16 protein-coding genes and 2 tRNA genes are annotated in these 25,627 nt (G+C 60.9%); 13 read left to right on the top strand and 5 right to left on the bottom strand.

Annotation, left to right across the window (positions count from 1 at the left end):
• Nucleotides 1-47: 47 nt before the first annotated feature.
• From HX823_RS08365 to HX823_RS08380, 4 genes are all read right to left on the bottom strand, one after another.
• The gene (locus tag HX823_RS08365; RefSeq protein ID WP_177074624.1) at nt 48-1,613 is read right to left on the bottom strand and encodes an iron ABC transporter permease; all 1,566 of its coding nucleotides are present in this window, start codon (nt 1,611-1,613) and stop codon (nt 48-50) included.
• On the bottom strand, nt 1,613-2,638 hold the full coding sequence (locus HX823_RS08370) for an iron ABC transporter substrate-binding protein (protein ID WP_177074625.1): 1,026 nt from the start codon (nt 2,636-2,638) through the stop codon (nt 1,613-1,615). The genes HX823_RS08365 and HX823_RS08370 overlap by 1 nt, the downstream gene beginning before the upstream one ends.
• 159 nt (nt 2,639-2,797) lie before the next feature.
• Nucleotides 2,798-2,884: transfer RNA gene (locus HX823_RS08375), tRNA-Leu, on the bottom strand.
• A gap of 152 nt (nt 2,885-3,036) precedes the next feature.
• A tRNA-Leu gene (locus HX823_RS08380) sits at nt 3,037-3,123 on the bottom strand.
• A gap of 224 nt (nt 3,124-3,347) precedes the next feature.
• On the opposite strand from HX823_RS08380, the gene rnr reads away from it, so the two are divergent.
• The 7 genes from rnr (at nt 3,348) to dnaB (ending at nt 10,625) form a co-directional block, all read left to right on the top strand.
• Nucleotides 3,348-5,975, top strand: a complete 2,628-nt coding sequence (gene rnr / locus HX823_RS08385; protein WP_177074626.1) for a ribonuclease R — start codon at nt 3,348-3,350, stop codon at nt 5,973-5,975.
• Entirely contained in the window at nt 5,972-6,727 is a 756-nt protein-coding gene (gene rlmB / locus HX823_RS08390; protein ID WP_038851248.1) for a 23S rRNA (guanosine(2251)-2'-O)-methyltransferase RlmB, read from the top strand. The genes rnr and rlmB overlap by 4 nt, the downstream gene beginning before the upstream one ends.
• 313 nt (nt 6,728-7,040) lie before the next feature.
• The gene (rpsF, locus tag HX823_RS08395) at nt 7,041-7,463 is read left to right on the top strand and encodes a 30S ribosomal protein S6 (protein ID WP_003236224.1); all 423 of its coding nucleotides are present in this window, start codon (nt 7,041-7,043) and stop codon (nt 7,461-7,463) included.
• A 28-nt stretch (nt 7,464-7,491) separates the two neighbouring features.
• Nucleotides 7,492-7,722: a 30S ribosomal protein S18 gene (gene rpsR / locus HX823_RS08400; RefSeq protein ID WP_002551829.1), complete on the top strand. Its 231-nt coding sequence runs from the start codon at nt 7,492-7,494 to the stop codon at nt 7,720-7,722.
• Nucleotides 7,723-7,758: 36 nt separating this feature from the next.
• Nucleotides 7,759-8,652, top strand: a complete 894-nt coding sequence (locus HX823_RS08405; protein ID WP_038851246.1) for a hypothetical protein — start codon at nt 7,759-7,761, stop codon at nt 8,650-8,652.
• An 18-nt stretch (nt 8,653-8,670) separates the two neighbouring features.
• Nucleotides 8,671-9,117 (top strand): 50S ribosomal protein L9, encoded by a 447-nt coding sequence (gene rplI / locus HX823_RS08410; protein WP_003171376.1) that lies wholly within the window; start codon nt 8,671-8,673, stop codon nt 9,115-9,117.
• A gap of 110 nt (nt 9,118-9,227) precedes the next feature.
• A complete protein-coding gene (gene dnaB, locus HX823_RS08415; RefSeq protein ID WP_016976916.1) occupies nt 9,228-10,625 on the top strand; it encodes a replicative DNA helicase in 1,398 nt (465 codons plus the stop codon).
• Between the two features lie 6 nt (nt 10,626-10,631).
• On the opposite strand, the gene HX823_RS08420 is transcribed toward dnaB, so the two are convergent.
• A complete protein-coding gene (locus HX823_RS08420; RefSeq protein WP_177074627.1) occupies nt 10,632-14,603 on the bottom strand; it encodes a dermonecrotic toxin domain-containing protein in 3,972 nt (1,323 codons plus the stop codon).
• 212 nt (nt 14,604-14,815) lie between these two features.
• Here HX823_RS08420 and HX823_RS08425 point away from each other — a divergent pair, with 212 nt between their 5' ends.
• From HX823_RS08425 to HX823_RS08450, 6 genes are all read left to right on the top strand, one after another.
• Nucleotides 14,816-17,119: a YgiQ family radical SAM protein gene (locus HX823_RS08425; protein ID WP_038851243.1), complete on the top strand. Its 2,304-nt coding sequence runs from the start codon at nt 14,816-14,818 to the stop codon at nt 17,117-17,119.
• A gap of 108 nt (nt 17,120-17,227) precedes the next feature.
• The gene (locus HX823_RS08430) at nt 17,228-18,148 is read left to right on the top strand and encodes a hypothetical protein (protein ID WP_033897403.1); all 921 of its coding nucleotides are present in this window, start codon (nt 17,228-17,230) and stop codon (nt 18,146-18,148) included.
• Nucleotides 18,145-18,594 (top strand): hypothetical protein, encoded by a 450-nt coding sequence (locus HX823_RS08435; protein WP_177074628.1) that lies wholly within the window; start codon nt 18,145-18,147, stop codon nt 18,592-18,594. The genes HX823_RS08430 and HX823_RS08435 overlap by 4 nt, the downstream gene beginning before the upstream one ends.
• A gap of 187 nt (nt 18,595-18,781) precedes the next feature.
• Entirely contained in the window at nt 18,782-22,072 is a 3,291-nt protein-coding gene (locus tag HX823_RS08440; protein WP_177074629.1) for a transglutaminase family protein, read from the top strand.
• 148 nt (nt 22,073-22,220) lie between these two features.
• Entirely contained in the window at nt 22,221-24,707 is a 2,487-nt protein-coding gene (locus tag HX823_RS08445) for a circularly permuted type 2 ATP-grasp protein (RefSeq protein ID WP_177074630.1), read from the top strand.
• The gene (locus HX823_RS08450) at nt 24,707-25,597 is read left to right on the top strand and encodes a transglutaminase family protein (protein WP_038851235.1); all 891 of its coding nucleotides are present in this window, start codon (nt 24,707-24,709) and stop codon (nt 25,595-25,597) included. The genes HX823_RS08445 and HX823_RS08450 overlap by 1 nt, the downstream gene beginning before the upstream one ends.
• Nucleotides 25,598-25,627 lie beyond the last annotated feature (30 nt).

The raw sequence follows: 25,627 nt of genomic DNA on the forward strand, positions 1-25,627 counted from the left end.
GGAATGCTTTTCAAAATGTGGGAGCGGGCTTGCTCGCGAAAGCGATCTTAACGGCTCAGATACATCCGAGTCGTTAGCAGATAAACCGGCAACCCCGACACCAGAATCAGCAACGCTGCATACGGCGCTGCCGCCGCAAACTCCACATTCGAGGTATGCGCCCACACCGCCGTCGCCAAGGTATTCAGCCCCGTTGGGCTAAGCAGCAACGTCGCCGTCAATTCCTTCATCGCATCCAGAAACACCAGCGCAAACGCCGCCCCCAATGCCGGGAAAATAATCGGTAAGGTCACCCGGCAAAACGCACTGAACGACGAGGCGCCCAACGTGCGTGCAGCCTCTTCAAGCTGCGGCGCAGCCTTGTTCAGCGCGGTACGGATCGGCGCCTGGGCCAGCGGCAAAAACAGCAGCGCATAAGCAATCAACAACAATGCCGAGGTCTGGTACAGCGCCGGCACATAGTGCAGGGCGAAGTACACCAGCGTCAGCGCAATCACCAAGCCGGGCAGGGCGTGCAGCAGATACGGCAGGCGTTCGGCCCAGATCGCCAACTGGCCTTTGTAGCGCACCACCAGCAGTCCGACCGGTACAGCCAATACCAGGCAGAGCGCGGCGCCGCCCAAGGACAGCGCCAATGAGGACAGCAACGCTTCACCGATCTCTGCTACCGGGAAGGCGGCAGAAGATCCCACTGCCAGCCAATAACCGAGCATCCCCAGCGGAATCCCGCTGCCGATGATCGCCAGCGCCAGGCAATACACCTGGCCCAATGGTGCCCACTGACCCAAGCGAACCTGCTCCGCATGCCGCGCCGCGCCCTGGCCGATACGCACATGCCGGCCCTTGCCGCGCACACGCAGCTCCAGCCACAGCAGCGTCAGGCACATCACCAGCAACACTGCCGAGAGCATCGCGGCATTCGCATTGCTGAACTCAAGCTCGAACTGTTGGTAGATGGCGGTGGTAAAAGTCTGCAAACCGATGATCGACAGTGCGCCAAACTCCACCAGCATATGCAGCGCAATCAACAATGCCCCGGCCAGCAGTGAGGGCCACAACAGCGGCAAAGTGATGCGAAAGAACACGCCCCAGCGATTCAGCCCCAGGGTGCGGGCCGACTCTTCCAGGGAGGGGTCAAGATTGCGCAGCGTCGCTGCCACCGGCAGAAACACCAGCGGGTATTTCGACAGGCTCATCACCAGGATCGCCCCGCCAAGCCCTTCGAAACTGGCGCTCAGCGATACCCAGGTAAAGCTGCTGACAAACGCCGGTACTGCAAACGGCAGGCACAGGATCACGCCCCAGATGCGTCGCCCCGGCAGGTTGCTGCGCTCCAGCAGCCAGGCCAGGGACAGGCCGATCACGCCACACGTCACCGTCACCCCGACCATCAACGCCAAGGTATTGCGCAGCAACCCGAACACATACGGCCGCCAGAGCAGGTGCACCGCCTCCGCCCAGCCCGCTTGCCACGCCTTGAGCCCCACATAAGCCAGCGGCAGCAGACTCAAGCCGACCAGCAACAGAACGGGCAGCAACAACCAGATCGACGGGCGCTTGCGCCTTGGGCGCAAACCCCCGCGCAGGGCGGGGGCGGGTAGCGATGGGTTCATCAGTTCAAGCCAACGTCACGTTCCAGGTCCAAGGCTTCTTCGGCGTTGCCCAGGTCGGCGGGGGTGACTTTCGGCGGTTGCAGTTCGCTGAAGGGCTTGAGGCCACGGTTGGACTCCATGCCTTTACGCAGCGGGTATTCAGCCGATGTGTTGGTGATGACGCGCTGGCCCTCTTCACTGGCCATGAACGCCAGCAGTTGCTGGGCTTCTTTCGGATGCTTGCTGGATTTCAGCGCCGCCGCCGAAGACACGGTGATCAAGCCACCGGCATCGCCATCGGTGAAGTAATGCAGCTGCGAATCCAGCTTGGTTTTTTCTTTCTTCAGGGCGAACCAGTAGTAGTTGTTCACCAACACGGTGGCCACTTCGCCATTTTCAACGGCTTTGAGGGCGACCATGTTGTTGCTGTAGACCTTGCCGAAAGCGCGCAGGCCGGTCAGCCATTCTTCGGCGGCTTCACGACCGTGCAGCTTGATGATCGCCACGGCCTGTTCCTGGAACGCGCCGCTGGTGGGCACGAAGCCGACCTTGCCTTGCCACTCGGGGCCGGCGAAATCCAGCACCGATTTGGGCAGGTCTTTTTCAGCGATCAATTTCGGGTTGAACGCCACGACGCGGGTGCGTGCGGTCACGCCCATCCAGTCGCCGTTGGCGCCGACGTAATCCTTGGGCAATACGTCGAGGGTGCTGGCGTCGATCTTGGCCAGCAGGCCTTGTTCGCCGAGTTTGTTCAACGGTGGCGATTCTTCGGTGTAGATCACGTCGGCAGGCGAGCGGTCGCCTTCTTCCACGACCTGGCTGGCGAGCTGATTGCTGCTGCCTTTGCGCACGTTGACGTGAATGCCGGTCTTGGCTTCGAAGGCCTTGGCGAGTTCATCGCCGACTTCTTTGTGCTGGCCGTTGTACAGGGTCAGGGAAACCTTGTCGGCGGAATACGCGGTGGGCGAGAGCAGGGTCAGGCCGAGCAGAGTGATGGTCAGGCCACGCAGAAGGGATGTCTTGAGATGGGTATCGCGGATCATCATCCGGGTTGTTCCTCACTTGTATGCAACAAATACTTACAAGGATAAACGATAAAGTTTCTCAGGTGCGGGCGAGGGGGCAAATCGCTGGGAAAGTTTCCGAGATGAGGTTTTTAAAGCCCGGAAACGAAAAAACCCGCTTTCGCGGGTTTGATCTGAATTTGGTGCCCAGGAGAAGACTCGAACTTCCACGACCTTGCGATCACCAGCACCTGAAGCTGGCGTGTCTACCAATTTCACCACCTGGGCATTATCAGCAGCGCTTGCGCTGTTGATGGGACGAACTATACGGAGGGCTTTTTGATCTGTAAACCCCTGATTCGAAAAAATAAATCAAGTTTTCCGTTAAAAATCAAAGACCTGAAACGAAAAAACCCGCTTTCGCGGGTTTGATCTGAATTTGGTGCCCAGGAGAAGACTCGAACTTCCACGACCTTGCGATCACCAGCACCTGAAGCTGGCGTGTCTACCAATTTCACCACCTGGGCAGCATCAACAACGTTGCCGTCGTCGATGGCGCGCACTATACGGAGGGGATTTTAAGCTGTAAAGCCCTGCCACGAAAAAAGCCTGGAAAATTTCGCCAATGGTCGTGCAAGGTGCCCGCCGGGTGCTGCAAAGGGCTTTAAAAGGCTTGTTGGCGTCTGAAATTTCCCGTTTCAATACGCGTATGCCAAACTAACCCGCATATAGACAAGGTGAAAACTCTCTAATGGCCGATTGGCAGTCCCTCGATCCCGAGGCCGCTCGTGAAGCGGAAAAATATGAAAACCCTATTCCTAGCCGCGAACTGATCCTGGCGCATCTCGCCGATCGGGGTTCGCCTGCTAGCCGCGAGCAGCTGGTCGAAGAATTCGGTCTGACCACCGAAGACCAGCTCGAAGCCCTGCGCCGCCGTTTGCGTGCCATGGAACGTGATGCTCAACTGATCTACACCCGCCGTGGCACTTACGCGCCTGTGGATAAGCTCGACCTGATCCTGGGCCGCATTGCCGGCCATCGTGATGGTTTCGGCTTCCTGATCCCCGACGACGGCAGCGATGACCTGTTCATGAGCCCGGCGCAAATGCGCCTGGTGTTCGATGGCGACCGTGCCCTGGCGCGCGTTTCCGGCCTGGACCGTCGCGGTCGCCGTGAAGGCGTGATCGTCGAAGTGGTGTCCCGTGCCCACGAGTCCATCGTCGGCCGTTACTTCGAAGAAGGCGGCATCGGCTTTGTGGTGCCGGATAACCCGAAGGTCCAGCAGGAAGTGCTGATCACTCCGGGCCGTAATGGCGCCGCCAAAGTCGGTCAGTTCGTCGAGGTGAAGATCACCCACTGGCCAACGGCGCGTTTCCAGCCCCAGGGCGATATCGTTGAAGTGGTCGGCAACTACATGGCGCCGGGCATGGAAATCGACGTTGCGCTGCGCACCTACGATATTCCTCACGTCTGGCCTGAGGCTGTGCTCAAAGAAGCCGGCAAGCTCAAGCCTGAAGTGGAAGAGAAAGACAAAGAAAAACGCATCGACCTGCGCCATCTGCCGTTCGTCACCATCGACGGCGAAGATGCCCGCGACTTCGACGATGCGGTCTACTGCGAAGCCAAGCCTGGCAAGCTGCGCCTGTTCTCCGGTGGCTGGAAGTTGTTCGTCGCGATTGCCGACGTGTCCAGCTACGTGAAGATCGGTTCGGCCCTGGATAACGAAGCCCAGGTGCGCGGCAACTCCGTGTACTTCCCTGAGCGCGTGATCCCGATGCTGCCTGAGCAGCTGTCCAACGGCCTGTGCTCCCTGAACCCGAAAGTCGACCGCTTGGCCATGGTGTGCGAGATGACCATCTCGAAAACCGGCGAAATGACCGACTACCAGTTCTACGAAGCGGTGATCCATTCCCAGGCGCGCCTGACCTACAACAAGGTCAGCACCATCCTGGAAACGCCGAAGACCAGCGAAGCCAAGGCCCTGCGTAGCGAATACGCTGGCGTGGTGCCGCACCTCAAGCAGCTCTATGCGCTGTACAAGGTGTTGCTGGGCGCTCGTCACGTACGTGGCGCGATCGACTTTGAAACCCAGGAAACCCGGATTGTCTTCGGTTCCGAGCGCAAGATCGCCGCAATCACCCCGACCACGCGTAACGATGCGCACAAGCTGATCGAGGAATGCATGCTGGCGGCCAACGTGGCCACCGCTGAATTCCTGAAGAAGCATGAGATTCCTGCGTTGTACCGCGTGCACGACGGCCCGCCGCCGGAACGCCTGGAAAAACTGCGCGCCTTCCTCGGCGAGCTCGGCCTGTCCCTGCACAAAGGCAAGGACGGCCCGACGCCGAAGGACTACCAGGCTCTGCTCGCCAGCATCAAGGACCGTCCGGATTACCACGTGATCCAGACCGTCATGCTGCGCTCCCTGAGCCAGGCGGTGTACAGCGCTGATAATCAAGGCCACTTCGGCCTGAATTACGAGGCGTACACCCACTTCACTTCGCCGATTCGCCGTTACCCGGACCTGCTCACACACCGCGCGATCCGCAGCGTGATCCACTCCAAGCAGAACACCCCGCACGTCAAGCGCGCCGGTGCTATGACCATTCCGAAAGCACGGATCTATCCGTACGACGAAGCGGCCCTGGAACAGCTGGGCGAGCAGTGCTCCATGAGTGAGCGCCGCGCCGACGAAGCCACCCGCGACGTGGTGAACTGGCTCAAGTGCGAGTTCATGAAAGACCGCGTAGGCGAGACTTTCCCTGGTGTGATCACGGCCGTGACCGGCTTTGGTCTGTTTGTCGAGCTGACCGACATCTACGTCGAAGGCCTGGTGCACGTCACCGCGTTGCCGGGTGACTACTACCACTTCGACCCTGTGCACCACCGCCTGGCGGGCGAGCGCACCGGTCGCAGCTTCCGTCTTGGCGATACCGTGGAAGTGCAGGTCATGCGCGTCGATCTCGACGAGCGCAAGATCGACTTCGGCATGTCCGACAAACCAGCCGAATCGCCGGGCAGCCGTAAAAAACGCGGCAGCGAACCGACCAGCAAAGGCAAGGCAGCGCCCGCCAAAGCAGCGACCGCCGAGCCTGCACCTGCCAAGGCCGGTCGTCGTCCGTCCGCGAAGGAAAAGGCCCCCGAAGCCTACCGTCCAAGCGATGCGGCGGCGAAAAACGCCGAGCTGCGCAAGAGCCGCGAGTTGAAGCAGCAGTTGCTCAACGAAGCCAAAAGCGGTGGTAAAGCGGCGTCTGGGGGAAAGTCCCGCGGGGCGGAAAATCCGTCGAGCAAGCCAAGTAAGCACCGTAAAGGCCCGCCAAAAGCGGGTTCGGGCCCTGCCAAGAGCGGCGGGTCGCGCAAACCTAAGGCCAAGTCATGAGTCTGGAAAAAATCTACGGCGTCCACGCCGTAGAAGCACTGCTGCGTCACCACCCGAAACGCGTCAAGCAAGTGTGGCTGGCCGAAGGCCGCAGCGAGCCGCGCGTGCAAGCGCTGGTCGAGTTGGCGACCCAAAACAAGGTTGCCATCGGCCAGGCCGAGCGTCGCGAAATGGACGTGTGGGTCGAAGGCGTCCACCAGGGCGTCGTTGCGGACGTAAGCCCAAGCCAGGTCTGGGGCGAGGCGATGCTCGACGAGCTGCTCGACCGTACCGAAGGTGCGCCGTTGCTGCTGGTGCTGGACGGCGTGACCGATCCGCACAACCTCGGCGCCTGCCTGCGTTCGGCGGATGCTGCCGGCGCGCTGGCGGTGATCGTGCCTAAAGATAAGTCCGCGACCTTGACGCCGGTCGTGCGTAAAGTCGCCTGTGGCGCGGCGGAAGTGATTCCGCTGGTGGCCGTGACCAACCTGGCGCGCACCCTGGAGAAACTCCAGCAACGTGGCCTGTGGGTCGTGGGCACGGCAGGCGAGGCCGAGGTCAGCATTTATGACCAGGACCTCACCGGCCCGACCATCCTGATCATGGGCGCCGAGGGCAAAGGCATGCGTCGCCTGACCCGCGAACACTGCGATTACCTGGTCCATCTGCCGATGGCCGGTAGCGTCAGCAGCCTCAACGTGTCGGTCGCCACCGGCGTGTGCCTGTTTGAAGCCCAGCGCCAGCGCGGTGCGAAGGCCAAACCGAAGAAGTAATCAAGTTTGGCGCAGGTCAAAATGTGGGAGCGGGCTTGCTCGCGAATACGGTACTTCAGTCAGCATTTTGGGTGACTGATACACCGCTTTCGCGAGCAAGCCCGCTCCCACATTGGTTTTGTGTTTGGCCTGAGAGGGTGATTGTTCAAATAATCACCAATCACCTTGCACGCTTCCTCCCCCTTCTCTACAATTGCGCCCCTTGCCTTCCTGGCGGGCACCGATGTGCCTCCCTGCGGCAAGATCCATAAGTGTCATTCACTCCTTGTCTGACCGTTTTTGAGCGGCAGGCTACAACCCGTAAGGAGCATTCATGCGTCATTACGAAATCATCTTTTTGGTCCACCCGGATCAAAGCGAGCAAGTCGGCGGCATGGTTGAGCGTTACACCAAGCTGATCGAAGAAGACGGCGGCAAAATCCACCGTCTGGAAGATTGGGGCCGTCGTCAACTGGCCTACGCAATCAACAATGTTCACAAGGCTCACTACGTGATGCTGAACGTTGAGTGCACTGGCAAGGCCCTGGCCGAGCTGGAAGACAACTTCCGCTACAACGATGCTGTGATCCGTAACCTGGTCATCCGTCGCGAAGAAGCCGTTACCGGCCAATCCGAGATGCTCAAGGCTGAAGAAAACCGCAGTGAGCGCCGTGAGCGTCGCGACCGTCCTGAGCACGAAGGCGCTGATAGCGCTGATAGTGATGACAGCGACAACAGCGATAACGCTGACGAGTAATCCACGGACCTTTTAAGGAGCCTATCAAATGGCACGTTTCTTCCGTCGTCGTAAATTCTGCCGCTTCACCGCTGAAGACGTGAAAGAGATCGATTACAAAGATCTCAACACTCTGAAAGCCTACGTATCCGAGACCGGCAAAATCGTTCCAAGCCGTATCACCGGTACCAAAGCACGTTATCAGCGTCAGCTGGCCACCGCTATCAAGCGCGCCCGCTTCCTGGCCCTGCTGGCCTACACCGACAGCCACGGCCGCTGAGACCGGGCAGTCGACAAGTAGTAAGGGATTGAATGCATGCGCGCCTTAGCTGAGTTCATCATGCGCGGTCGTGTGCAGGCCACTCTCGTAGTGGCTGGATGTGCAGCATTGCCGTTGTTGTATTGGTTGGCTGCTGCCGCTGGGTGCCTTGTGCTCCTGCGGCGCGGTTTGCAGGATGCCCTGGGTATCCTGGCCCTGGGAGTCGTGGCTGCCTTGATCTGGTGGCTGCAACTGGGCGAACCCAAAGTGCTTTTGGTGCTGCTGGGGTCGTCGAGCCTTGCGTTGGTTTTGCGCGCAAGTGAGTCCTGGGTCCGCACGCTGCTGGTCAGCGTGGCATTGGGGTTGGTGTTTTCGGTGTTGATTGACGCGGCTTTCCGCCCGCAAATCGAGGCGCTGTCGCAAGAGATCGCCAAGATCCTGCCGATGGCACTCGGGGAACTCTACCAGCAGCTTTCGGTAGAAGAGCGAGCGCGACTGGCAACACTGATTGCACCGGCCCTGATCGGCCTGATGGCGGTAATGATGCAGATCGTCAGTTTGCTGAGCCTGATGCTTGGGCGATATTGGCAGGCGTTGTTGTACAACCCGGGTGGTTTTGGTCGCGAATTTCGCAGTATCAGAATCCCCGTGGGCCCGGCGATGTTGCTGCTGGCACTCATGATGGTCGGACCGTACTTCGGTTCACAAGCCACCTTGCTAGTGCTGTTTTGCAGCGTACCGCTGGTGTTTTCCGGACTGGCCCTGATTCACGGGCTGGTCGCGCAGAAGCGCCTGGCCAAGTTCTGGCTGGTGGGGATGTACGTAACGATGCTGGTGTTCATGCAACTGATCTATCCGTTACTCGTGGTCTTGGCCATTGTCGACGGCCTGATTGATTTTCGCGGTCGTCTGGCGTCGAAAGACGCCGATAACGCGAACGGTGAAGGTTAAAAGTTAGAGGATTTTCACATGCAACTGATCCTTCTGGAAAAAGTCGCCAACCTGGGCAACCTGGGCGACAAAGTGAACGTTAAGGCCGGTTACGGTCGTAACTACCTGCTGCCATACGGCAAAGCCACCGCTGCAACCGCTGCCAACCTGGCTGCGTTTGAAGAGCGTCGTGCTGAGCTGGAAAAAGCAGCAGCAGACAAAAAAGCTTCGGCCGAAACTCGCGCTGCCCAACTGGCTGAGCTGGAAGTGACTATCACTGCCACCGCCGGTGACGAAGGCAAGCTGTTCGGTTCGATCGGCACCCACGACATCGCTGATGCACTGACCGCCTCCGGCGTTGAAGTGCAGAAGAGCGAAGTTCGTCTGCCGAACGGCACCATCCGCAACGTAGGCGAATTCGACGTAGCCGTGCACCTGCACGCCGAAGTTGAAGCCACCGTACGCGTTGTCGTGGTAGCAGCTTAAGCAATACCTAACTGACTGGCACCTCGCGTGCCAGGCAGTTAACATCGGGCACGATCCTGTTTACAGGTCGTGCCTTTTGTTTTTCTACACACCCCTAATTCCAAGTGGCCATGAACGATATTTCAGCTCCTGAGCAATACGATCTGCAAACCGCTGCCCTGAAGGTGCCGCCGCATTCCATCGAGGCCGAACAGGCCGTGCTCGGTGGTTTGATGCTGGACAACAACGCCTGGGAACGCGTGCTGGATCAAGTCTCGGACGGTGACTTCTATCGCCATGACCACCGCCTGATCTTCCGCGCCATCGCCAAGCTGGCCGACCAGAACTCACCCATCGACGTGGTGACCCTGGCCGAGCAGCTGGACAAGGAAGGCCAGACCTCCCAGGTCGGCGGCCTCGGCTACCTCGGCGAACTGGCGAAAAACACGCCGTCCGTCGCCAACATCAAGGCGTATGCCCAGATCGTCCGCCAGCGGGCCACGCTGCGCCAGTTGATCGGCATCAGCACCGAGATCGCCGACAGCGCCTTCAACCCGGAAGGGCGTACCGCCGAAGAGATCCTTGACGAAGCCGAGCGCCAGATCTTCCAGATCGCCGAGGCCCGCCCGAAAACCGGCGGCCCGGTGGGCGTCAACGAGCTGTTGACCAAGGCCATCGACCGTATCGACACGCTGTTCAATACCGACGCGGCCATCACCGGTATTTCCACCGGTTATGCCGACCTGGACGAGAAGACCAGCGGCCTGCAGCCGTCAGACTTGATCATCGTCGCCGGTCGTCCATCCATGGGTAAGACCACCTTTGCGATGAACCTGGTGGAAAACGCCGTGTTGCGCAGCGACAAGACCGTCCTGGTGTACTCCCTGGAGATGCCAGGTGAATCGCTGATCATGCGGATGCTCTCGTCCCTGGGCCGTATCGATCAGACCAAGGTGCGTTCCGGCCAGCTGGAAGACGACGACTGGCCGCGCCTGACCTCAGCGGTCAACCTGCTCAATGACCGTAAGTTGTTCATCGACGACACCGCGGGCATCAGCCCCTCGGAGATGCGTGCACGTACCCGTCGCCTGGTGCGTGAACACGGTGACATCGCACTGATCATGATCGACTACCTGCAGTTGATGCAGATCCCGGGCTCCAGCGGTGACAGCCGGACCAACGAGATTTCCGAGATCTCCCGGTCCTTGAAAGCCCTGGCCAAGGAATTCAACTGCCCGGTGGTGGCACTGTCCCAGCTCAACCGTTCCCTGGAACAACGTCCCAACAAACGCCCGGTGAACTCCGACTTGCGGGAATCCGGAGCGATCGAGCAGGATGCCGACGTCATCATGTTCGTGTACCGCGACGAGGTGTACCACCCCGAGACCGAGCACAAGGGCATCGCCGAGATCATCATCGGCAAGCAGCGGAACGGCCCCATCGGCTTTATCCGCCTGGCCTTCATCGGTAAGTACACCCGCTTCGAGAACCTCGCGCCGGGCAGCTACAACTTCGACGACGACGAGTAAGGCGGGTTAATCCGCTGGGCCAAACAGCCGCCTGATGGCTTCTTCGCTATAGCCGTAGTTCCATCGCAACTCAGTACCGGGGGCGAGGTCTTCGGCGGCAAAAAATGCGGTGAGCCGCAGCCTCACCATGGGTTGTGTGCCAACTTGGGTGTCCACTTCAAAACCTGCCTCGACCACGTTGTAGCCTGCTTTGGCCTGCCTGACCGGCTGGCCTTCTTGGTACTCGAACAGGGTGTTGATCCGCGAGAGTGTGTTGTCGCCTGACAGCACCAGGCTTGGGCTCAGTTGCTTGGACGTTGAGGCACCCCACTGGCCCTTGCGATTCGATACGAACACATCGAACAGATAAGGATCCTCGCGGTTGTCGGCGACGAAGTAGGGCAACAGTTCCCCGCCATATACGCCCAACGCTTCGCCCTTGCGAATATCACGAGTGGTAACAACTGTTGCCTGGCCCAGCAGGCTCGACTCCTCCGGGAATTTTTGGTGGGCTTGGGTAAATGGGATCACTTCAAGCCTGTCGTCATACAGCGCCGCGACTTTCTCAAACCCCTCCCATTGGATAAATGGCATGACCAGGCTCTTGCTGAATCGCTCGCCGGTCCTGAGGGAGGTGCCGATGGACTGGATATACCGGATACGCATTGGCCGGCCCTCTATATCGCGCAGCGGATAGCGGCCGTTGTTGGCGCGATCAAATACGCGCAGGTAGTTCTGATTGTGCTGGAAGCTTTTGCTCGAACGCATATGGCGCAACTCTCGCGCCGTGTACACCGTTTTGCCTTCGTCCGCTGACTCGTAATCGTTGTCAGACTCGGCCGACACGAATTCTTCGCTGGAACTGGGTGTGCTCTTCAGGTCTGCGCCTGGATGTTCAACGAGGCTGTCTTCCAGCGCCCAGCCACCTTCGGGCTTTTTGCGGATGTAGGGTTGATAGGCCCTGAAACGGCTGCGCGCATCCACCAGGCGCCAGCCCTGGCTGTCAGCCTGTACCTGGTAATGCCGCGCATTTTCCAGCACATAGTAGCGATAGCTGCCATCAGGCAGGATGGGGGTCTGGTAGATGCCATCACTGCGTAGTGACAAACCTTCGGGTGCTGTTGATTCGGCAAACAAGGGGTCAAGCGTGCGCCCTGTTGGAAAGGACGCACTGCGGGTCAGCGTCGCGCGCTTGGCGGCCCGCTTGCGGGCCATCACCTGCAAATTGGTCCTACGGATAGCGTGGCGCAGGCTGGAGGCGCCCGATGGGCGTAGCATGTCATCGAGCTCGTCGGCCGATAGCGTCTGGGCAATAGCGCTGAGCAGGTCGGTCGGTTTGTGCAGCGCCTTGCCTTGCATGTCGCGCAGACAATACTGTTCGCCTTCACGCGTCACCACGTAGCCTGGGCTGGCGTCCTCGGCACCACTGCTGCCCAGCACACGGCCGGCGGTGTTCTTGTCACGTACTTCAATGCGACGTCCTTCGGGCCAGCCGGGCATGTGGCTGAGCGTCGACAGCACCATCATGGGGGTATCGTCGGTGGGGGCGCAATCCAGGTGCAGGCTGCCTCGCGCCCGGCTGGCCCGCGTCTGCTGCACATACTGGTCGGCTTCCCAGAGCTGTTCTGGTGCCAGGCTCTTTTCTCGTTGCAGTGTAAGTTGTTGTTCAGGGCTGAGGACCGCTGCCATTTCCTGCAGGTGGCTGGTGGATGCATCGGGCACGAACCGGCCGATTTGCTGCTCAATGGCCGTGACGGGTGTGTCCAGCGTCAGGGTCAGCCAGGCGAATAGTCGTGCTCGGTGTTGGTGTGCGCTTGTGACCAGGCGCTGCGACAGGTTTTCTACCTTGCTCAGGTAGCCCGCTGGAGAGGGTGGCAGAAGCTCGTTGAATTCACTGCTGGGCATTTGCTCTTCCAGGTGAAACAACAGCTCTCCCTTTCTGAAGCGTGCCAGTGGCACCTTTATTTCGGTACGCCCTGTGCCATGGCTGACCAGTGTAGTGCCCTGCTCATCGACTACTTTCACGCTGCGACTTGCAGGCCACTCAGGCAATGAGCACACCAAGTGCATCTGAATGTATGGCGAAATGGGCGTTACGGTCGCGCCTTCGGCCCGGGCGATGTCGAAGTCCTGGATTTCCTGATCCAGGTTGAAGCGTTTCAACGTATCGCGCAGCACGGGAGGCGGGCGTAGCCCTTCCTGATGGGCTTGGCGCAAGGTCGTACTGTCCACACCGCTGACCAGCAGGAGCGTTTCCGCCTGGGGCTGGCTGATGTTCGTGGCGTCAGGCCCCAGGCGCTTGATCAGCTTGAGTTCATCCCAGTCATGCGAAGTTTCATGGGCCATGCGCCAGCCGCCAACACCGTTGCTCACTAAGGGCGGGGTATGGGCGTGAGGGTCGCTGGGGTGTTGCAACTGCCACTGCTTACTATGTGGGTCGTGCGTCACCCTGTGCAGGTGATCATCAAGTTTCAGGTAGTGTTGTTGGTCGTGGAGGTAGAGGCCCTGCGCGTCTGCGGGCACGCCGCCCGGCAAAGTTTTGTCCAGATGGCGATAAGGGGTCAGGTCCGGCTTCCATAGGCGTTCTTCTCCCTGGCGCAGCTTGACTTTGACCAGCCTGGCGGTAAAACCGACCGTCTTGACCGCGCCGGCGGTGGCGACGGCCAGCGCGACATTGTCCAACACGTCCATCAAGTCATTGAGTGCCTCGTCGCTATCGCCTCGGCCCCAGGCGGCAAAGCCACTGTAGATAGTGCCGAGCAACTGCGCTGCGCTGACCGCCAATAGCACTTCTCCCACAATCGGGACGAACGAAGCCGCAAAAAAAAGCAGGGATTTGCCGAGGTCGATATAGGATTGCAGGCGTTTTTGTCGGCTGACCACGTCAATATCCGCTGTGGGCACTGCCAATTCGCGGCCGTCCGCTTTTATCTGCTCGATCCTGCGACGTGTTATCGCCAGAAACAAATGGACCTTAATCGGCGTGCAACTGACCGTCAGCTCCAGGCTGATAGGCACGTGTTTGCCGGTGGCGCCTACCGAGATCCAGTCCACCCAGGCAGGCCTTATCTCCAACAACGTTTCCTGGCGTTGCAAGGGCACCCGGCGCTTGAAAAAGGCCAGGTACTCGGGGTTTGTATCCAGGCGCTCTGCCAGTTTGCTTTCCAGGTCATCAAGCGAGGGGTGCAGGCGTATGGGGGCGAGGGGGTCGTCCGGGGTGTAGAGGAGCTGTAGCGTGATGTCGCTCCGGAACTCAATCACCAGCACGTCGGGTAACACGACGTTATCTAGGGTCAAGTGGCTGCACGTCAGGTCCGGATGTTTTCCGTCCTGCGCCAGCACCAGCAGGCAGCCGTATTGAGCTTGCGACAGAATGTTGTGCATAAACGCCAGGTGCAGCGCCACCGTAAATGCATTTTTCGCTTGCTCAACGAAGAGTTTCTGGACATTGCTGGTCATACGGAGTGAATACGTCGGCCCCAGTACCTGGTCGAGGTGTGCCTGATACAGGCGGCCAATATCCAAGTCACGACAGAGCCCCGCAAACCAGGTAGGCAATATAGGATTGCGCACCCGCGTGCCTTGAATGAACGTGTACAGCGCGGAGCCCTTCTCCATGCCGCCATTGTCAGCTTCCGAGGTTTCAAAGTTTTGCAGGGCAGCGTCCAGCAGGGTGTGCTCGGTGGTTCGAGCATGAGTTTTGATTAGCCCAAGTAAATGATGGTGTTTCCATTCGCGTACCAGCAGCGCCGTTTCATCATTCAATAGCCCGCGGAACTTGCGTTTCAGGGCGCTTTTCAAAAGTGGGCGAGCGAAGTCGGCCGGGTTTTTCAGCTGGTTCAGGAAGGTTTTGAGTTCATGCCTTGATCGATTGCTTTCTATCAAGCTGCTGCGCAATGCCTTGCGCACGGTCTCGGGTGCGCGGGTTAGCCACGCAGGTAGTTGAGTTTTGATGAAGCCCGCATGAACTGATAGGGCCGGTGCTGGGGTTCCGTTCATCGCTGTATCCAGGGTGGGGGTCGATATACGGCAGACTACCCATGGATGTATTTGCCAACCGCTAACCCGATAGCGTCTGGCGCCCCGCAAAATCAGGTATAAGACGCCGCTTTCAGGCGCCTCGCGCAAAGCCGACCATTACCGTCGGAATTGGTCAAAATTTGTGCTATATTCCGCGCCCGCGATTTTCCATCTCAACACCGGTCACCGTCATGCAAACAGCCAAGCCGTTATTTGACTATCCCAAGTACTGGGCCGAATGTTTCGGCCCAGCGCCATTCCTGCCGATGAGCAGGGAGGAGATGGATCAGCTTGGCTGGGATTCCTGCGACATCATCATCGTCACCGGTGATGCGTACGTTGACCATCCGTCGTTCGGCATGGCGATCATCGGCCGGCTGCTGGAGTCCCAGGGCTTTCGCGTCGGGATCATTGCCCAGCCGAACTGGCAGTCCAAAGACGACTTCATGAAGCTCGGCGAGCCGAACCTGTTCTTCGGCGTCGCGGCCGGCAACATGGACTCGATGATCAACCGCTACACCGCCGACAAGAAAATCCGTTCCGACGACGCCTACACCCCTGGCGGCATGGCCGGCAAACGCCCGGACCGCGCCAGCCTGGTGTACAGCCAGCGTTGCAAGGAAGCCTACAAGAACGTGCCGATCGTACTCGGCGGTATCGAAGCCTCCCTGCGTCGCATCGCCCACTACGACTACTGGCAGGACCGCGTGCGCAACTCGATCCTGATCGACGCCACCGCCGACATCCTGCTGTACGGCAACGCCGAGCGTGCGATTGTCGAGGTTGCCCAGCGCCTGTCGTGGGGCCACAAGATCGAAGACATTACCGACGTGCGCGGCACCGCGTTCATTCGCCGTGACACGCCAGTGGGCTGGTACGAAGTGGACTCCACGCGTATCGACCGTCCGGGCAAGATCGACAAGATCATCAACCCGTACGTGAATACCCAGGACACCCAGGCCTGCGCCATCGAGCAGGAAAAAGGTCCGGTGGATGACCCAGAAGAGGCCAAGGTCGTACAGATCCTGGCCAGCCCGCGCATGACCCGCGACAAGACCGTGATCCGCCTGCCGTCGGTGGAAAAGGTCCGTGGCGACGCGGTGCTCTACGCCCACGCCAACCGCGTGTTGCACCTGGAAACCAACCCAGGCAACGCCCGTGCGCTGGTGCAGAAGCACGGTGAAGTGGACGTGTGGTTCAACCCGCCGCCCATTCCCATGACCACCGAAGAAATGGACTACGTGTTCGGCATGCCTTACGCCCGCGTCCCGCACCCGGCGTATGGTAAGGAAAAGATCCCGGCCTACGACATGATCCGTTTCTCGGTGAACATCATGCGTGGCTGCTTTGGCGGCTGCACCTTCTGCTCGATCACCGAGCACGAAGGCCGCATCATCCAGAACCGCTCCGAAGAGTCGATCATCCGCGAGATCGAAGAGATCCGCGACAAAGTGCCAGGCTTTACCGGCGTGATCTCCGACCTCGGCGGCCCGACTGCGAACATGTACCGCATCGCCTGCAAGAGCCCGGAAATCGAATCCGCGTGCCGTAAGCCGTCGTGCGTGTTCCCTGGTATCTGCCCGAATCTGAACACCGATCACTCGTCGTTGATCCAGCTGTACCGCAGCGCCCGTGCGTTGCCGGGTGTGAAGAAGATCCTGATCGCCTCCGGCCTGCGTTATGACCTGGCCGTCGAGTCGCCGGAGTATGTGAAAGAGCTGGTCACCCACCACGTCGGTGGCTACCTCAAGATCGCCCCGGAACACACCGAGGAAGGTCCGCTCAACCAGATGATGAAACCGGGCATTGGCAGCTATGACAAGTTCAAGCGCATGTTCGAGAAGTACACCAAGGAAGCGGGCAAGGAGCAGTACCTGATTCCTTACTTCATCGCCGCCCACCCCGGCACCACCGATGAAGACATGATGAACCTGGCCCTGTGGCTCAAGGGTAACGGCTTCCGTGCCGACCAGGTGCAGGCGTTCTACCCGTCGCCGATGGCCACCGCCACCGCGATGTACCACTCGGGCAAGAACCCGCTGCGTAAGGTCACGTATAAGAGCGACGCGGTGACCATCGTCAAGAGCGAAGACCAGCGCCGTCTGCACAAGGCCTTCCTGCGCTACCACGACCCGAAAGGCTGGCCGATGCTGCGTGAAGCGCTGACCCGCATGGGCCGTGCCGACCTGATCGGGCCGGGCAAGGACCAACTGATCCCGCTGCACCAGCCGAGCACCGACAGCTACCAGAGCGCCCGTCGCAAGAACTCGACGCCGGCTGGCAGCCATAAGGTCGCGAAAGAAACCACCACCAAGATCCTCACCCAGCACACCGGCCTGCCGCCACGTGGCAGCGACGGCAGCAACCCGTGGGACAAGCGCGAGCAAGCCAAGGCCGCCGCCCAGGCGCGCAACAAGCAAGCCGCCAAGGAACGCAGCGATGCGGCCAAGGGCAAGGGCGGCAAGCCTGCGCGCAAGCCGGTGGTGCCGCGTTGATCGCAGCCTGAACATGCAAAACGCCAGCCTCGTGCTGGCGTTTTGCTTTCTAGGCGCTGGGTGGGCGGTTTGTTAAGGTGGCGCCCATTCAGTTCAAGGAAGAAAAACATGGCTAACCCCCTGGCCGGCATCGGCATGGACTCCAACCGCTCCCAATTCATGGCGCGCCAGCGCATCGAAAGCCAGATCAACCTGCCGCGCCTGTTTGCAGCCATCGATGCCGATCCCGCCATCGTCGGCGCGGGTGTCGTGTACATCGACGCCGATTTCAACGTGGTGACCCTGCGCGAATTCCAACCCATCTGCAGCATCGCGCCCAAGCGGTTGATCCTGCGTGAGGCGCAGAAGTACATCGCACCCACGCAATTCGCCCAGCAGGTGCAAGACAACCCGCGCGAATCGCGATTAGTGGGCGAAGCGGTCAATACCACCTTGTCGTGTGCTGGAGCGGTGATCGGATGGATTGTAGTGCTCAGTGGTTCGGTCGCGGTTCCGTTTTCGGCGGGGGCCAGTTCGGTGGTCGTGGCACTCGGCTACACCGCCGCCGCCGCCAGTTCAGTGCAATGTTTCGCCAGCGGCTATCGCACCGTCAATGAAATCCGCAACCCTGCCAAGAATGATCAGCTCGACAGCGAAGAGTGGTACCAATACACCATGATTGCGCTGGATGCCGCCTCGTTGGTCGGGGTAGGTGCATCGTCGCTGGCGACGCTCAAACTGGTCCGGCTGAACAAAGCGACCACCGGGAAAAGTGTGAGAGAGGTGCTCCGTGGCTTGAACCGTCAGGAGCGTGCCAAACTCACAAAGGAGCTATTGAGCATCAACGATCCGCGCCTGACGTCGAAGATGATCAAGTTGAAGCAACTGTCGGGTGAGCTGCCAAAACGGTTTACGCCCACCGAGGTCAAGCACGCGACTGTGACGCAAATCAAGGATGCCTTGGGCGCTGCCATCGGTTTCACCGGCAGCGCGGTTTCGGGGAACGTGCGCACGATTGCCGTGGGGTTGTATGAGGAAGCCGAGCAATGAGTGAATTTCCCAGTATCCGCAGCTTTCTATCGGCCTATTTTCCGGTGTTCATGGGGGCGATATTCGCCTCCATTTTTACCTTGGTGTTTGCTGTACCGCAGTTTTTCGACAGTTATTTACCCGGCCTTTCCATGGAGGACAACGCCAAGTATTCCTTCTTGGGAGGCATAGCACTTACCTTGGTCGTTGTGCATTGCAACTTCATGATTGCCCGTGGACATCCGCAGTGGGTATGGCCACTGGTAGGGCTACTGGGGCTCTGTTTTCTGGGTGTATTGCCCACCTTCAGTGATCAGCCGCACCGGTTCATGTTTGGCTTGGGCTTGCTGTTCCCGTTAATCGGGCTGCTACTGCTCAACAGCCAGCGCCACCGCGAAATGCGCCAGAAACTGCGCGAAGTGCGCCTCCTGCGTGAAGCCGTGATTGCCCGCCACAAATCCCTGTGATTGGGTAGATTCCCCACCCACCTTCACACCGACGCCACAAATATGTGCGTCACTTGCACCATGGCACCGCCGTTGGCGCTGTTTTGGTGCTGTACTGCACCGGGTCTTACGATAAAGCGCAATGACCGCCGCTCTGGCATAAGTCTTGCGCGCTTTGTTTCCATGCCCTGGCTCGCAGGAGGCCGCCGTGTCGATTCATGTCGCGTTGCACCACGTTACGCATTACCGCTACGACCGCGCTGTCGAACTCGGCCCACAGATCGTGCGCTTGCGCCCGGCGGCCCATAGCCGCACGCGGATTCTGTCCTATGCGCTGAAAGTGCTGCCCGAGCAGCATTTCATCAACTGGCAGCAGGACCCCCAGGGCAATTACCTGGCGCGGTTGGTGTTCCCGGAAAAGACTGACGAGCTGCGCATCGAAGTCGACCTGGTCGCTGAAATGGCGGTGTTCAACCCCTTCGACTTTTTCCTCGAGCCCTATGCCGAGAAAATCCCCTTCAGCTACGCCGCCGACGAGCAGCGTGAGCTGGCGCCGTACCTGGAAACCCTGCCGCTGACGCCGAAGTTCGCCGCGTACCTGGCGGGTATCGACCGCACGCCGCTGCCGGCCGTGGACTTTCTGGTGGGCCTCAACCAGCGCCTGGCGGCTGATATCGGCTACTTGATTCGCATGGAACCGGGTGTGCAAACGCCTGAGTTCACTCTGGAAAACGCCTCCGGCTCGTGTCGCGACTCGGCCTGGTTGTTGGTGCAGATTCTGCGCAACCTGGGGCTGGCGGCGCGTTTCGTGTCCGGTTACCTGATCCAACTCACCGCCGATGTAAAAGCCCTCGACGGGCCCTCCGGCACCGAAGTGGACTTCACCGACCTGCACGCCTGGTGCGAAGTGTATTTGCCTGGCGCCGGCTGGATCGGCCTGGACGCTACCTCCGGTTTGTTCGCCGGTGAAGGCCATATCCCGTTGGCGTGTAGTCCCGATCCATCGTCCGCCGCACCGATCAGTGGGCTGGTGGAACCTTGCGAGTGTGAATTCACCCACGAAATGTCGGTTGAGCGGATCTGGGAGGCGCCGCGCGTCACCAAGCCCTACACCGAAGAACAATGGCTGGCGATCCAGGCCTTGGGTCGTCAGATTGATGGTGACCTGCTCAAGGACGACGTACGCCTGACCATGGGCGGCGAACCCACCTTCGTCTCCATCGACGATCCCGACGGCGCCGAATGGAACACCGCCGCGCTCGGGCCGGACAAACGTCGGCTCTCCGCCGAGTTGTTCCAGCGCATGCGCAAGCATTACGCGCCCAAGGGCCTGGTGCATTTCGGCCAGGGCAAGTGGTACCCCGGCGAGCAATTGCCGCGTTGGTCGCTCAATTGCTACTGGCGGCGCGATGGTGTGCCGATCTGGCACAACAGCGCGTTGATTGCCGATGAGCAGGAGGACTACGGCGCGGACGGTGCGCTGGCCGGGCGTTTCCTGGCCAGCGTCGCAGAGCGCCTCAAGTTACCGGCGCGTTTTGTGTTCCCGGCCTTCGAGGATAATTTCTACTACCTGTGGCGCGAAGGCGCGCTGCCGCAGAACGTCACAGCCCAGGACTCGCGCCTCAGCGACGACTTGGAGCGCGAACGCCTGCACAAGGTGTTCAGCCAGGGCCTGGATAAAGTCATCGGCCAGGTGCTGCCGTTGGCGCGCAGGGCGGCCAATGACCGTTGGCAAAGTGGGCGCTGGTACCTGCGTGACAACCACTGTCGCCTGGTGCCGGGGGATTCGCCGTTGGGTTATCGCCTGCCATTGGCCTCGCAGCCGTGGGTGACGGCGGCGGAGTACCCCTTTGTGCACCCGACTGACCCGAACCAGGATCAGCCGGAGCTGCCGTCCACCGCGCAACTGCAAGGCCACGATGAACCCGCGCCGAACGATGAGCGCGTGCCCAAAGTGGACGAGTCCGCCGACTGGCTGACCCGCACCGCCCTGTGCGCCGAAGCGCGGGAAGGGCGCCTCTATCTGTTCATGCCGCCCCTGGAGCGTGCTGAAGACTATCTGGAACTGGTGGCCGCCATTGAAGCCACCGCCGAAGAGCTGCATTGCCCGGTATTGCTGGAAGGCTATGAACCACCCGCCGATACACGCCTGAGCAACTTCCGCGTGACACCGGACCCGGGTGTGATCGAGGTCAACGTGCAGCCGTCCGCCACCTGGGACGAGTTGGTGGAACGCACCGAATTCCTCTACGAAGAGGCGCGGCAAACGCGCTTGACCACCGAAAAATTCATGATCGACGGGCGCCACACCGGCACCGGCGGCGGTAACCACTTCGTGTTGGGCGGCGCGACGCCCAAGGACTCACCGTTCCTGCGCCGACCCGATCTGCTGCGCAGTCTGATCAGCTACTGGCACAACCACCCCTCGCTTTCCTACTTGTTTTCCGGCTTGTTCATCGGCCCGACTTCCCAGGCTCCACGGGTGGACGAGGCGCGCAACGACGCGTTGTACGAGCTGGAAATCGCCTTCGCACAAATGCCAGAGCCCGGCGAAGAATGCCCGCCGTGGTTGGTGGACCGTCTGCTGCGCAACTTGCTGATCGACGTGACGGGCAACACCCATCGCGCCGAATTCTGCATCGACAAACTCTCCTCGCCGGACGGCGCCACCGGCCGCCTCGGCCTGCTGGAACTGCGCGCGTTTGAAATGCCGCCCCATGCGCGCATGAGCCTGACCCAGCAGTTGCTACTACGGGCGCTGGTCGCGCGTTTCTGGCGCGAACCCTACGCGCCGCCAAAGCTGGCGCGCTGGGGCACCGAGCTGCACGACCGTTTCCTGTTGCCGCATTTCATCGAGCAAGATTTTGCCGACGTGATCGTCGAACTCAACGCCGCTGGCTACCCGCTGCGCGCCGAGTGGTTTGCCGCGCACCTGGAATTCCGTTTCCCCAAAGTGGGTGACTACGCCGTCAGCGGGATCGAATTGGAGCTGCGCCAGGCCCTGGAACCTTGGCACGTACTGGGCGAGGAGGGCGCTGTGGGCGGCACCGTGCGTTATGTGGATTCGTCCCTTGAGCGCCTGCAAGTCAAGTTGACCGGGCTGCCCCCGCAGCGCTACCTGCTGACCTGCAACGGCATCCCGGTGCCGCTGCAAGCCACCGGGCGAGTCGGTGAGTTCGTCGCTGGCGTGCGTTACCGCGCCTGGCAGCCGGCCAACTGCCTGCAACCGACCATCCCGGTGCATGCGCCGCTGGTGTTCGACCTGCTGGACACCTGGATGCAGCGTTCGCTGGGCGGCTGCCAGTACCATGTCGCCCATCCGGGCGGGCGCAATTACGACAGCTTGCCGGTGAATGCCAATGAGGCAGAGAGCCGGCGCATGGCGCGGTTTTTCCGGTTGGGGCATAGCCCAGGGAAGCTCGACGTGCCGAGCGTGATCGTGAACGATGAACTGCCGATGACCCTGGATCTGCGCCGCTTCCCCCATAAAAATGACTGAACGCGATCCCTCTGTGGACGCCAGCTTTTGTGGTGAGCGAGCTTGCCTCGCGCGGGGCAAGCCCGCTCACCACAAAAGCCGGGGCCTACAGGGGATTTGCAGTGTTTGTTGAGTTAACCTGAGCCCCCTTGCCTCTGCCGAGCGTTCCATGTCCGACTTGCTCGACCGTTACCCGCTGACCGCGGGCACTTATCACGAACTGCTGGATGACAGCGGCGCAGTGCGTGCCCATTGGCGGCGCTTGCTGGATCACCTGCAACGCAGCACGCCCGCGCAACTGGCCCAGCGCCAGGCGCTGTTGACCCGGCAGATCCAGGAAAACGGCGTGACCTATAACGTCTACGCCGACCCCAAGGGCGCCGACCGCCCGTGGGAGCTGGATTTGCTGCCCCATGTGCTGGCGGCTGATGAATGGCAGCACCTGTCGGCGGGTATCGCCCAGCGTGCGCGCCTGCTCAATGCGGTGCTGGCGGATCTGTACGGCCCGCAGCGGCTGATCAAGGAAGGCTTGCTGCCAGCGGAGCTGGTGTTCGGGCATAACAACTTCCTGTGGCCGTGCCAGGGCATCCAGCCGCCGGACGGTGCGTTCCTGCACCTGTACGCCGTGGACCTGGCGCGCACGCCGGACGGCCGCTGGTGGGTCACCGCCGACCGTACCCAGGCCCCATCCGGTGCCGGCTATGCGCTGGAAAACCGCACCATCGTGTCCCGCGCCTTCCCGGATCTTTACCGTGACTTGCAGGTGCAGCACCTCACCGGTTTCTTTCGCACCTTGCAGGAAACCCTGGCCCGCCAGGCGCCCGGTGATGACCAGCCGCCGCTGATCGTGCTGCTCACGCCCGGCCGGTTCAACGAAAGCTACTTCGAACACCTCTACCTCGCCCGCCAGCTCGGCTACCCGCTGGTGGAGGGTGGCGACCTCACCGTGCGCGACAGCACCGTGTTCCTGAAAACCCTCAGTGGCCTGCGCCGGGTGCACGCGATCATGCGTCGCCTCGACGATGATTTCTGCGACCCGCTGGAGCTGCGCACCGACTCGGCCCTCGGTGTACCGGGTTTGTTGGATGCCGTGCGTCAAGGCAACGTGCTGGTGGCCAATGCCCTGGGCAGCGGTGTGCTGGAATCTCCGGGTTTGCTGGGCTTTCTGCCGAAGATCAACGAATTCCTGTTTGGTGAAAAACTGATTCTGCCGTCCATTGCCACCTGGTGGTGCGGTGAGGCGCCGGTGCTGGCCGAAGCGCTGGAGAAACTGCCGGAGTTGCTGATCAAACCGGCGTTTCCGTCGCAGAGTTTTGCGCCGGTGTTCGGCCGCGACCTCAACGACGAACAACGCCAGGCCCTGGCTGAGCGCATGCGCGCGCGGCCTTACGCCTACGTTGCCCAGGAGCTGGCCCAATTGTCCCAGGCGCCGGTGTGGCACACCGTGGATGACCACCTGCAACACCGCGCCATCGGCATGCGCGTGTACGCCGTGGCCAGCGAAGAGGGTTACCGCGTACTCCCCGGAGGCCTGACGCGAGTGGCCGCCGAGGCCGACGCCGAAGTGGTGTCGATGCAACGCGGCGGTGCGAGCAAGGACACCTGGGTGCTTGGCGAGCGTGCGCCGGGTAATGAGCAGTGGCGCGCGCAACGCACGATTGGCGCCCATGACCTGGTGCGCCGCGATCCTTATCTGCCGTCCCGCGTGGTGGAAAACCTGTTCTGGTTTGGTCGTTACTGCGAGCGCTGCGACGACAGCGCGCGCTGGCTGCGTATCGTGCTGGCGCGTTATGTGGACGGCGACGACCCGTTGGCGTTGCAGGCTGCCGTCGAGCTGGGCGAAAACCTGCGCCTGCTGCCGGAGGAGGGCGAATTGCCCGAACGCCTGCTGGCGGCGCTGCTCGGTGATGACTGGCCGTCGAGCCTGCGCGCCAACCTGCAACGCTTGCAGTGGGCGGCGTCGCAAGTGCGCGGCAAGTTGTCCCGGGAAAACTGGCAGGCCCTGGTGGAGCTGCAGCGCGAAGCCATGGAGCTGGAAAGCGAATCGCCGGATTTTGGCGAGTTGCTGGATTTCCTCAATCGCCTGGTGATGTCGTTGGCGGCGTTGTCCGGGTTTGCCCTGGATGACATGACCCGCGATGAAGGCTGGCGTTTCCTGATGATGGGGCGGCGCATTGAGCGTCTGCAGTTTCTGAGCAGTAGCCTGGCGGCGTTCCTGCGCGGTGTGGCGGTGTTCGATCAGGCCGGTTTGGAGTGGTTGCTGGAACTGGGCAACAGCAGCATCACCTACCGTTCGCGCTACCTCGCGGTGCCGCAGTTGATCCCGGTGCTCGATTTGCTGCTGCTGGACGAGCAGAACCCGCACGCAGTGTTGTTCCAACTCAAGCTGGTGAGCCGCACCCTGCGTCGCCTCAACGATGACTTTGGTGTGCCTCGGGAAACCGGCCTGGGCCCCTTGGTGGAGCGCCTGGCGCGATTCGACCTGGGTTGCCTGGAGAACCCGTTGTTCGGCGAATCCAGCGTACGTGCCGCGCTGGAGGGCCTGGCCGACCTGCTGCAAGCGGTGGCCGATGAGAGTGGGCAAGTGTCGGACCGTCTGGCCTTGCGTCACTTTGCCCATGTGGATGATGTCAGCCAGCAAACGGTGTCGGTGTGATGAGTGCGCGCTACCAGATTTTTCACGATACCCATTACCACTACGACAGCCCGGTGTCCCTGGCCCAGCAGTTGGCGCACCTGTGGCCACGGCCGTGCGCCTGGCAGCGCTGCAGCCTGCAGCAACTGGATATCAGCCCGGAACCGACCTCGCGCCGCGATGAGCTGGACGTGTTTGGCAACCCGATCACGCGCCTGGCATTCGAGCGGCCCCATGATGAATTGCTGGTGAATGCCGGGCTGACCGTGGAAGTACTGGCGCGGCCTGCGCTGGACTTCCAGCTGTCGCCGGCCTGGGACCAGACCCGCGACAGCCTGACCTACAGCAGCCAGCCGATGTCCGATGCGCTGATCGAAGCCTGCCGCTACCGTTTCGAATCGCCCTACGTGCACTTGAAGAAAACCTTCGTCGAATTCTCCGAAAGCTGTTTTCCTCCTGGCAAACCCTTGCTGCTGGGAGTGCAGGCGCTGATGGAAAAGATCTTCAGCGAATTCACCTTCGATGCCGAGGCCACCCAGGTCGCCACGCCGCTGGTGGAAGTGCTGGAGCGCCGCCGCGGCGTGTGCCAGGACTTCGCCCACCTGATGCTCGCCTGCCTGCGCTCGCGGGGCCTGGCGGCACGCTATATCAGCGGCTACCTGCTCACCCAGCCACCGCCCGGCCAGCCACGGCTGATCGGCGCCGACGCATCCCACGCGTGGGTCTCGGTGTATTGCCCGGTCTCAGGCTGGGTGGATTTTGATCCGACGAACAATGTGCAGCCGGCGCTGGAGCACATCACCCTGGCCTGGGGCCGGGATTTTTCCGATGTGTCGCCGTTGCGAGGGGTGATTCTGGGGGGAGGGAGCCATGACCCGGAGGTGCGGGTGACGGTGATGCCGCTGGAATAACAGTTGATTGTGCCGAGCCGGGCAGGCCGG

Origin of the sequence: Pseudomonas sp. P7759, assembly GCF_013386445.1 — a bacterium.
Lineage (GTDB): Bacteria > Pseudomonadota > Gammaproteobacteria > Pseudomonadales > Pseudomonadaceae > Aquipseudomonas > Aquipseudomonas azotoformans_A.

Excerpts from the sequence above, each read along its gene's own strand:
- rnr (WP_177074626.1), top strand. The coding sequence starts at position 3,348 with ATGGCCGATTGGCAGTCCCTCGATCCCGAGGCCGCTCGTGAAGCGGAA.
- HX823_RS08365 (WP_177074624.1), bottom strand. The coding sequence starts at position 1,613 with ATGAACCCATCGCTACCCGCCCCCGCCCTGCGCGGGGGTTTGCGCCCA.
- HX823_RS08405 (WP_038851246.1), top strand. The coding sequence starts at position 7,759 with ATGCGCGCCTTAGCTGAGTTCATCATGCGCGGTCGTGTGCAGGCCACT.
- dnaB (WP_016976916.1), top strand. The coding sequence starts at position 9,228 with ATGAACGATATTTCAGCTCCTGAGCAATACGATCTGCAAACCGCTGCC.
- HX823_RS08435 (WP_177074628.1), top strand. The coding sequence starts at position 18,145 with ATGAGTGAATTTCCCAGTATCCGCAGCTTTCTATCGGCCTATTTTCCG.
- HX823_RS08425 (WP_038851243.1), top strand. The coding sequence starts at position 14,816 with ATGCAAACAGCCAAGCCGTTATTTGACTATCCCAAGTACTGGGCCGAA.
- rpsR (WP_002551829.1), top strand. The coding sequence starts at position 7,492 with ATGGCACGTTTCTTCCGTCGTCGTAAATTCTGCCGCTTCACCGCTGAA.
- HX823_RS08430 (WP_033897403.1), top strand. The coding sequence starts at position 17,228 with ATGGCTAACCCCCTGGCCGGCATCGGCATGGACTCCAACCGCTCCCAA.
- HX823_RS08370 (WP_177074625.1), bottom strand. The coding sequence starts at position 2,638 with ATGATGATCCGCGATACCCATCTCAAGACATCCCTTCTGCGTGGCCTG.
- HX823_RS08445 (WP_177074630.1), top strand. The coding sequence starts at position 22,221 with ATGTCCGACTTGCTCGACCGTTACCCGCTGACCGCGGGCACTTATCAC.
- rplI (WP_003171376.1), top strand. The coding sequence starts at position 8,671 with ATGCAACTGATCCTTCTGGAAAAAGTCGCCAACCTGGGCAACCTGGGC.
- rlmB (WP_038851248.1), top strand. The coding sequence starts at position 5,972 with ATGAGTCTGGAAAAAATCTACGGCGTCCACGCCGTAGAAGCACTGCTG.
- rpsF (WP_003236224.1), top strand. The coding sequence starts at position 7,041 with ATGCGTCATTACGAAATCATCTTTTTGGTCCACCCGGATCAAAGCGAG.
- HX823_RS08420 (WP_177074627.1), bottom strand. The coding sequence starts at position 14,603 with ATGAACGGAACCCCAGCACCGGCCCTATCAGTTCATGCGGGCTTCATC.
- HX823_RS08450 (WP_038851235.1), top strand. The coding sequence starts at position 24,707 with ATGAGTGCGCGCTACCAGATTTTTCACGATACCCATTACCACTACGAC.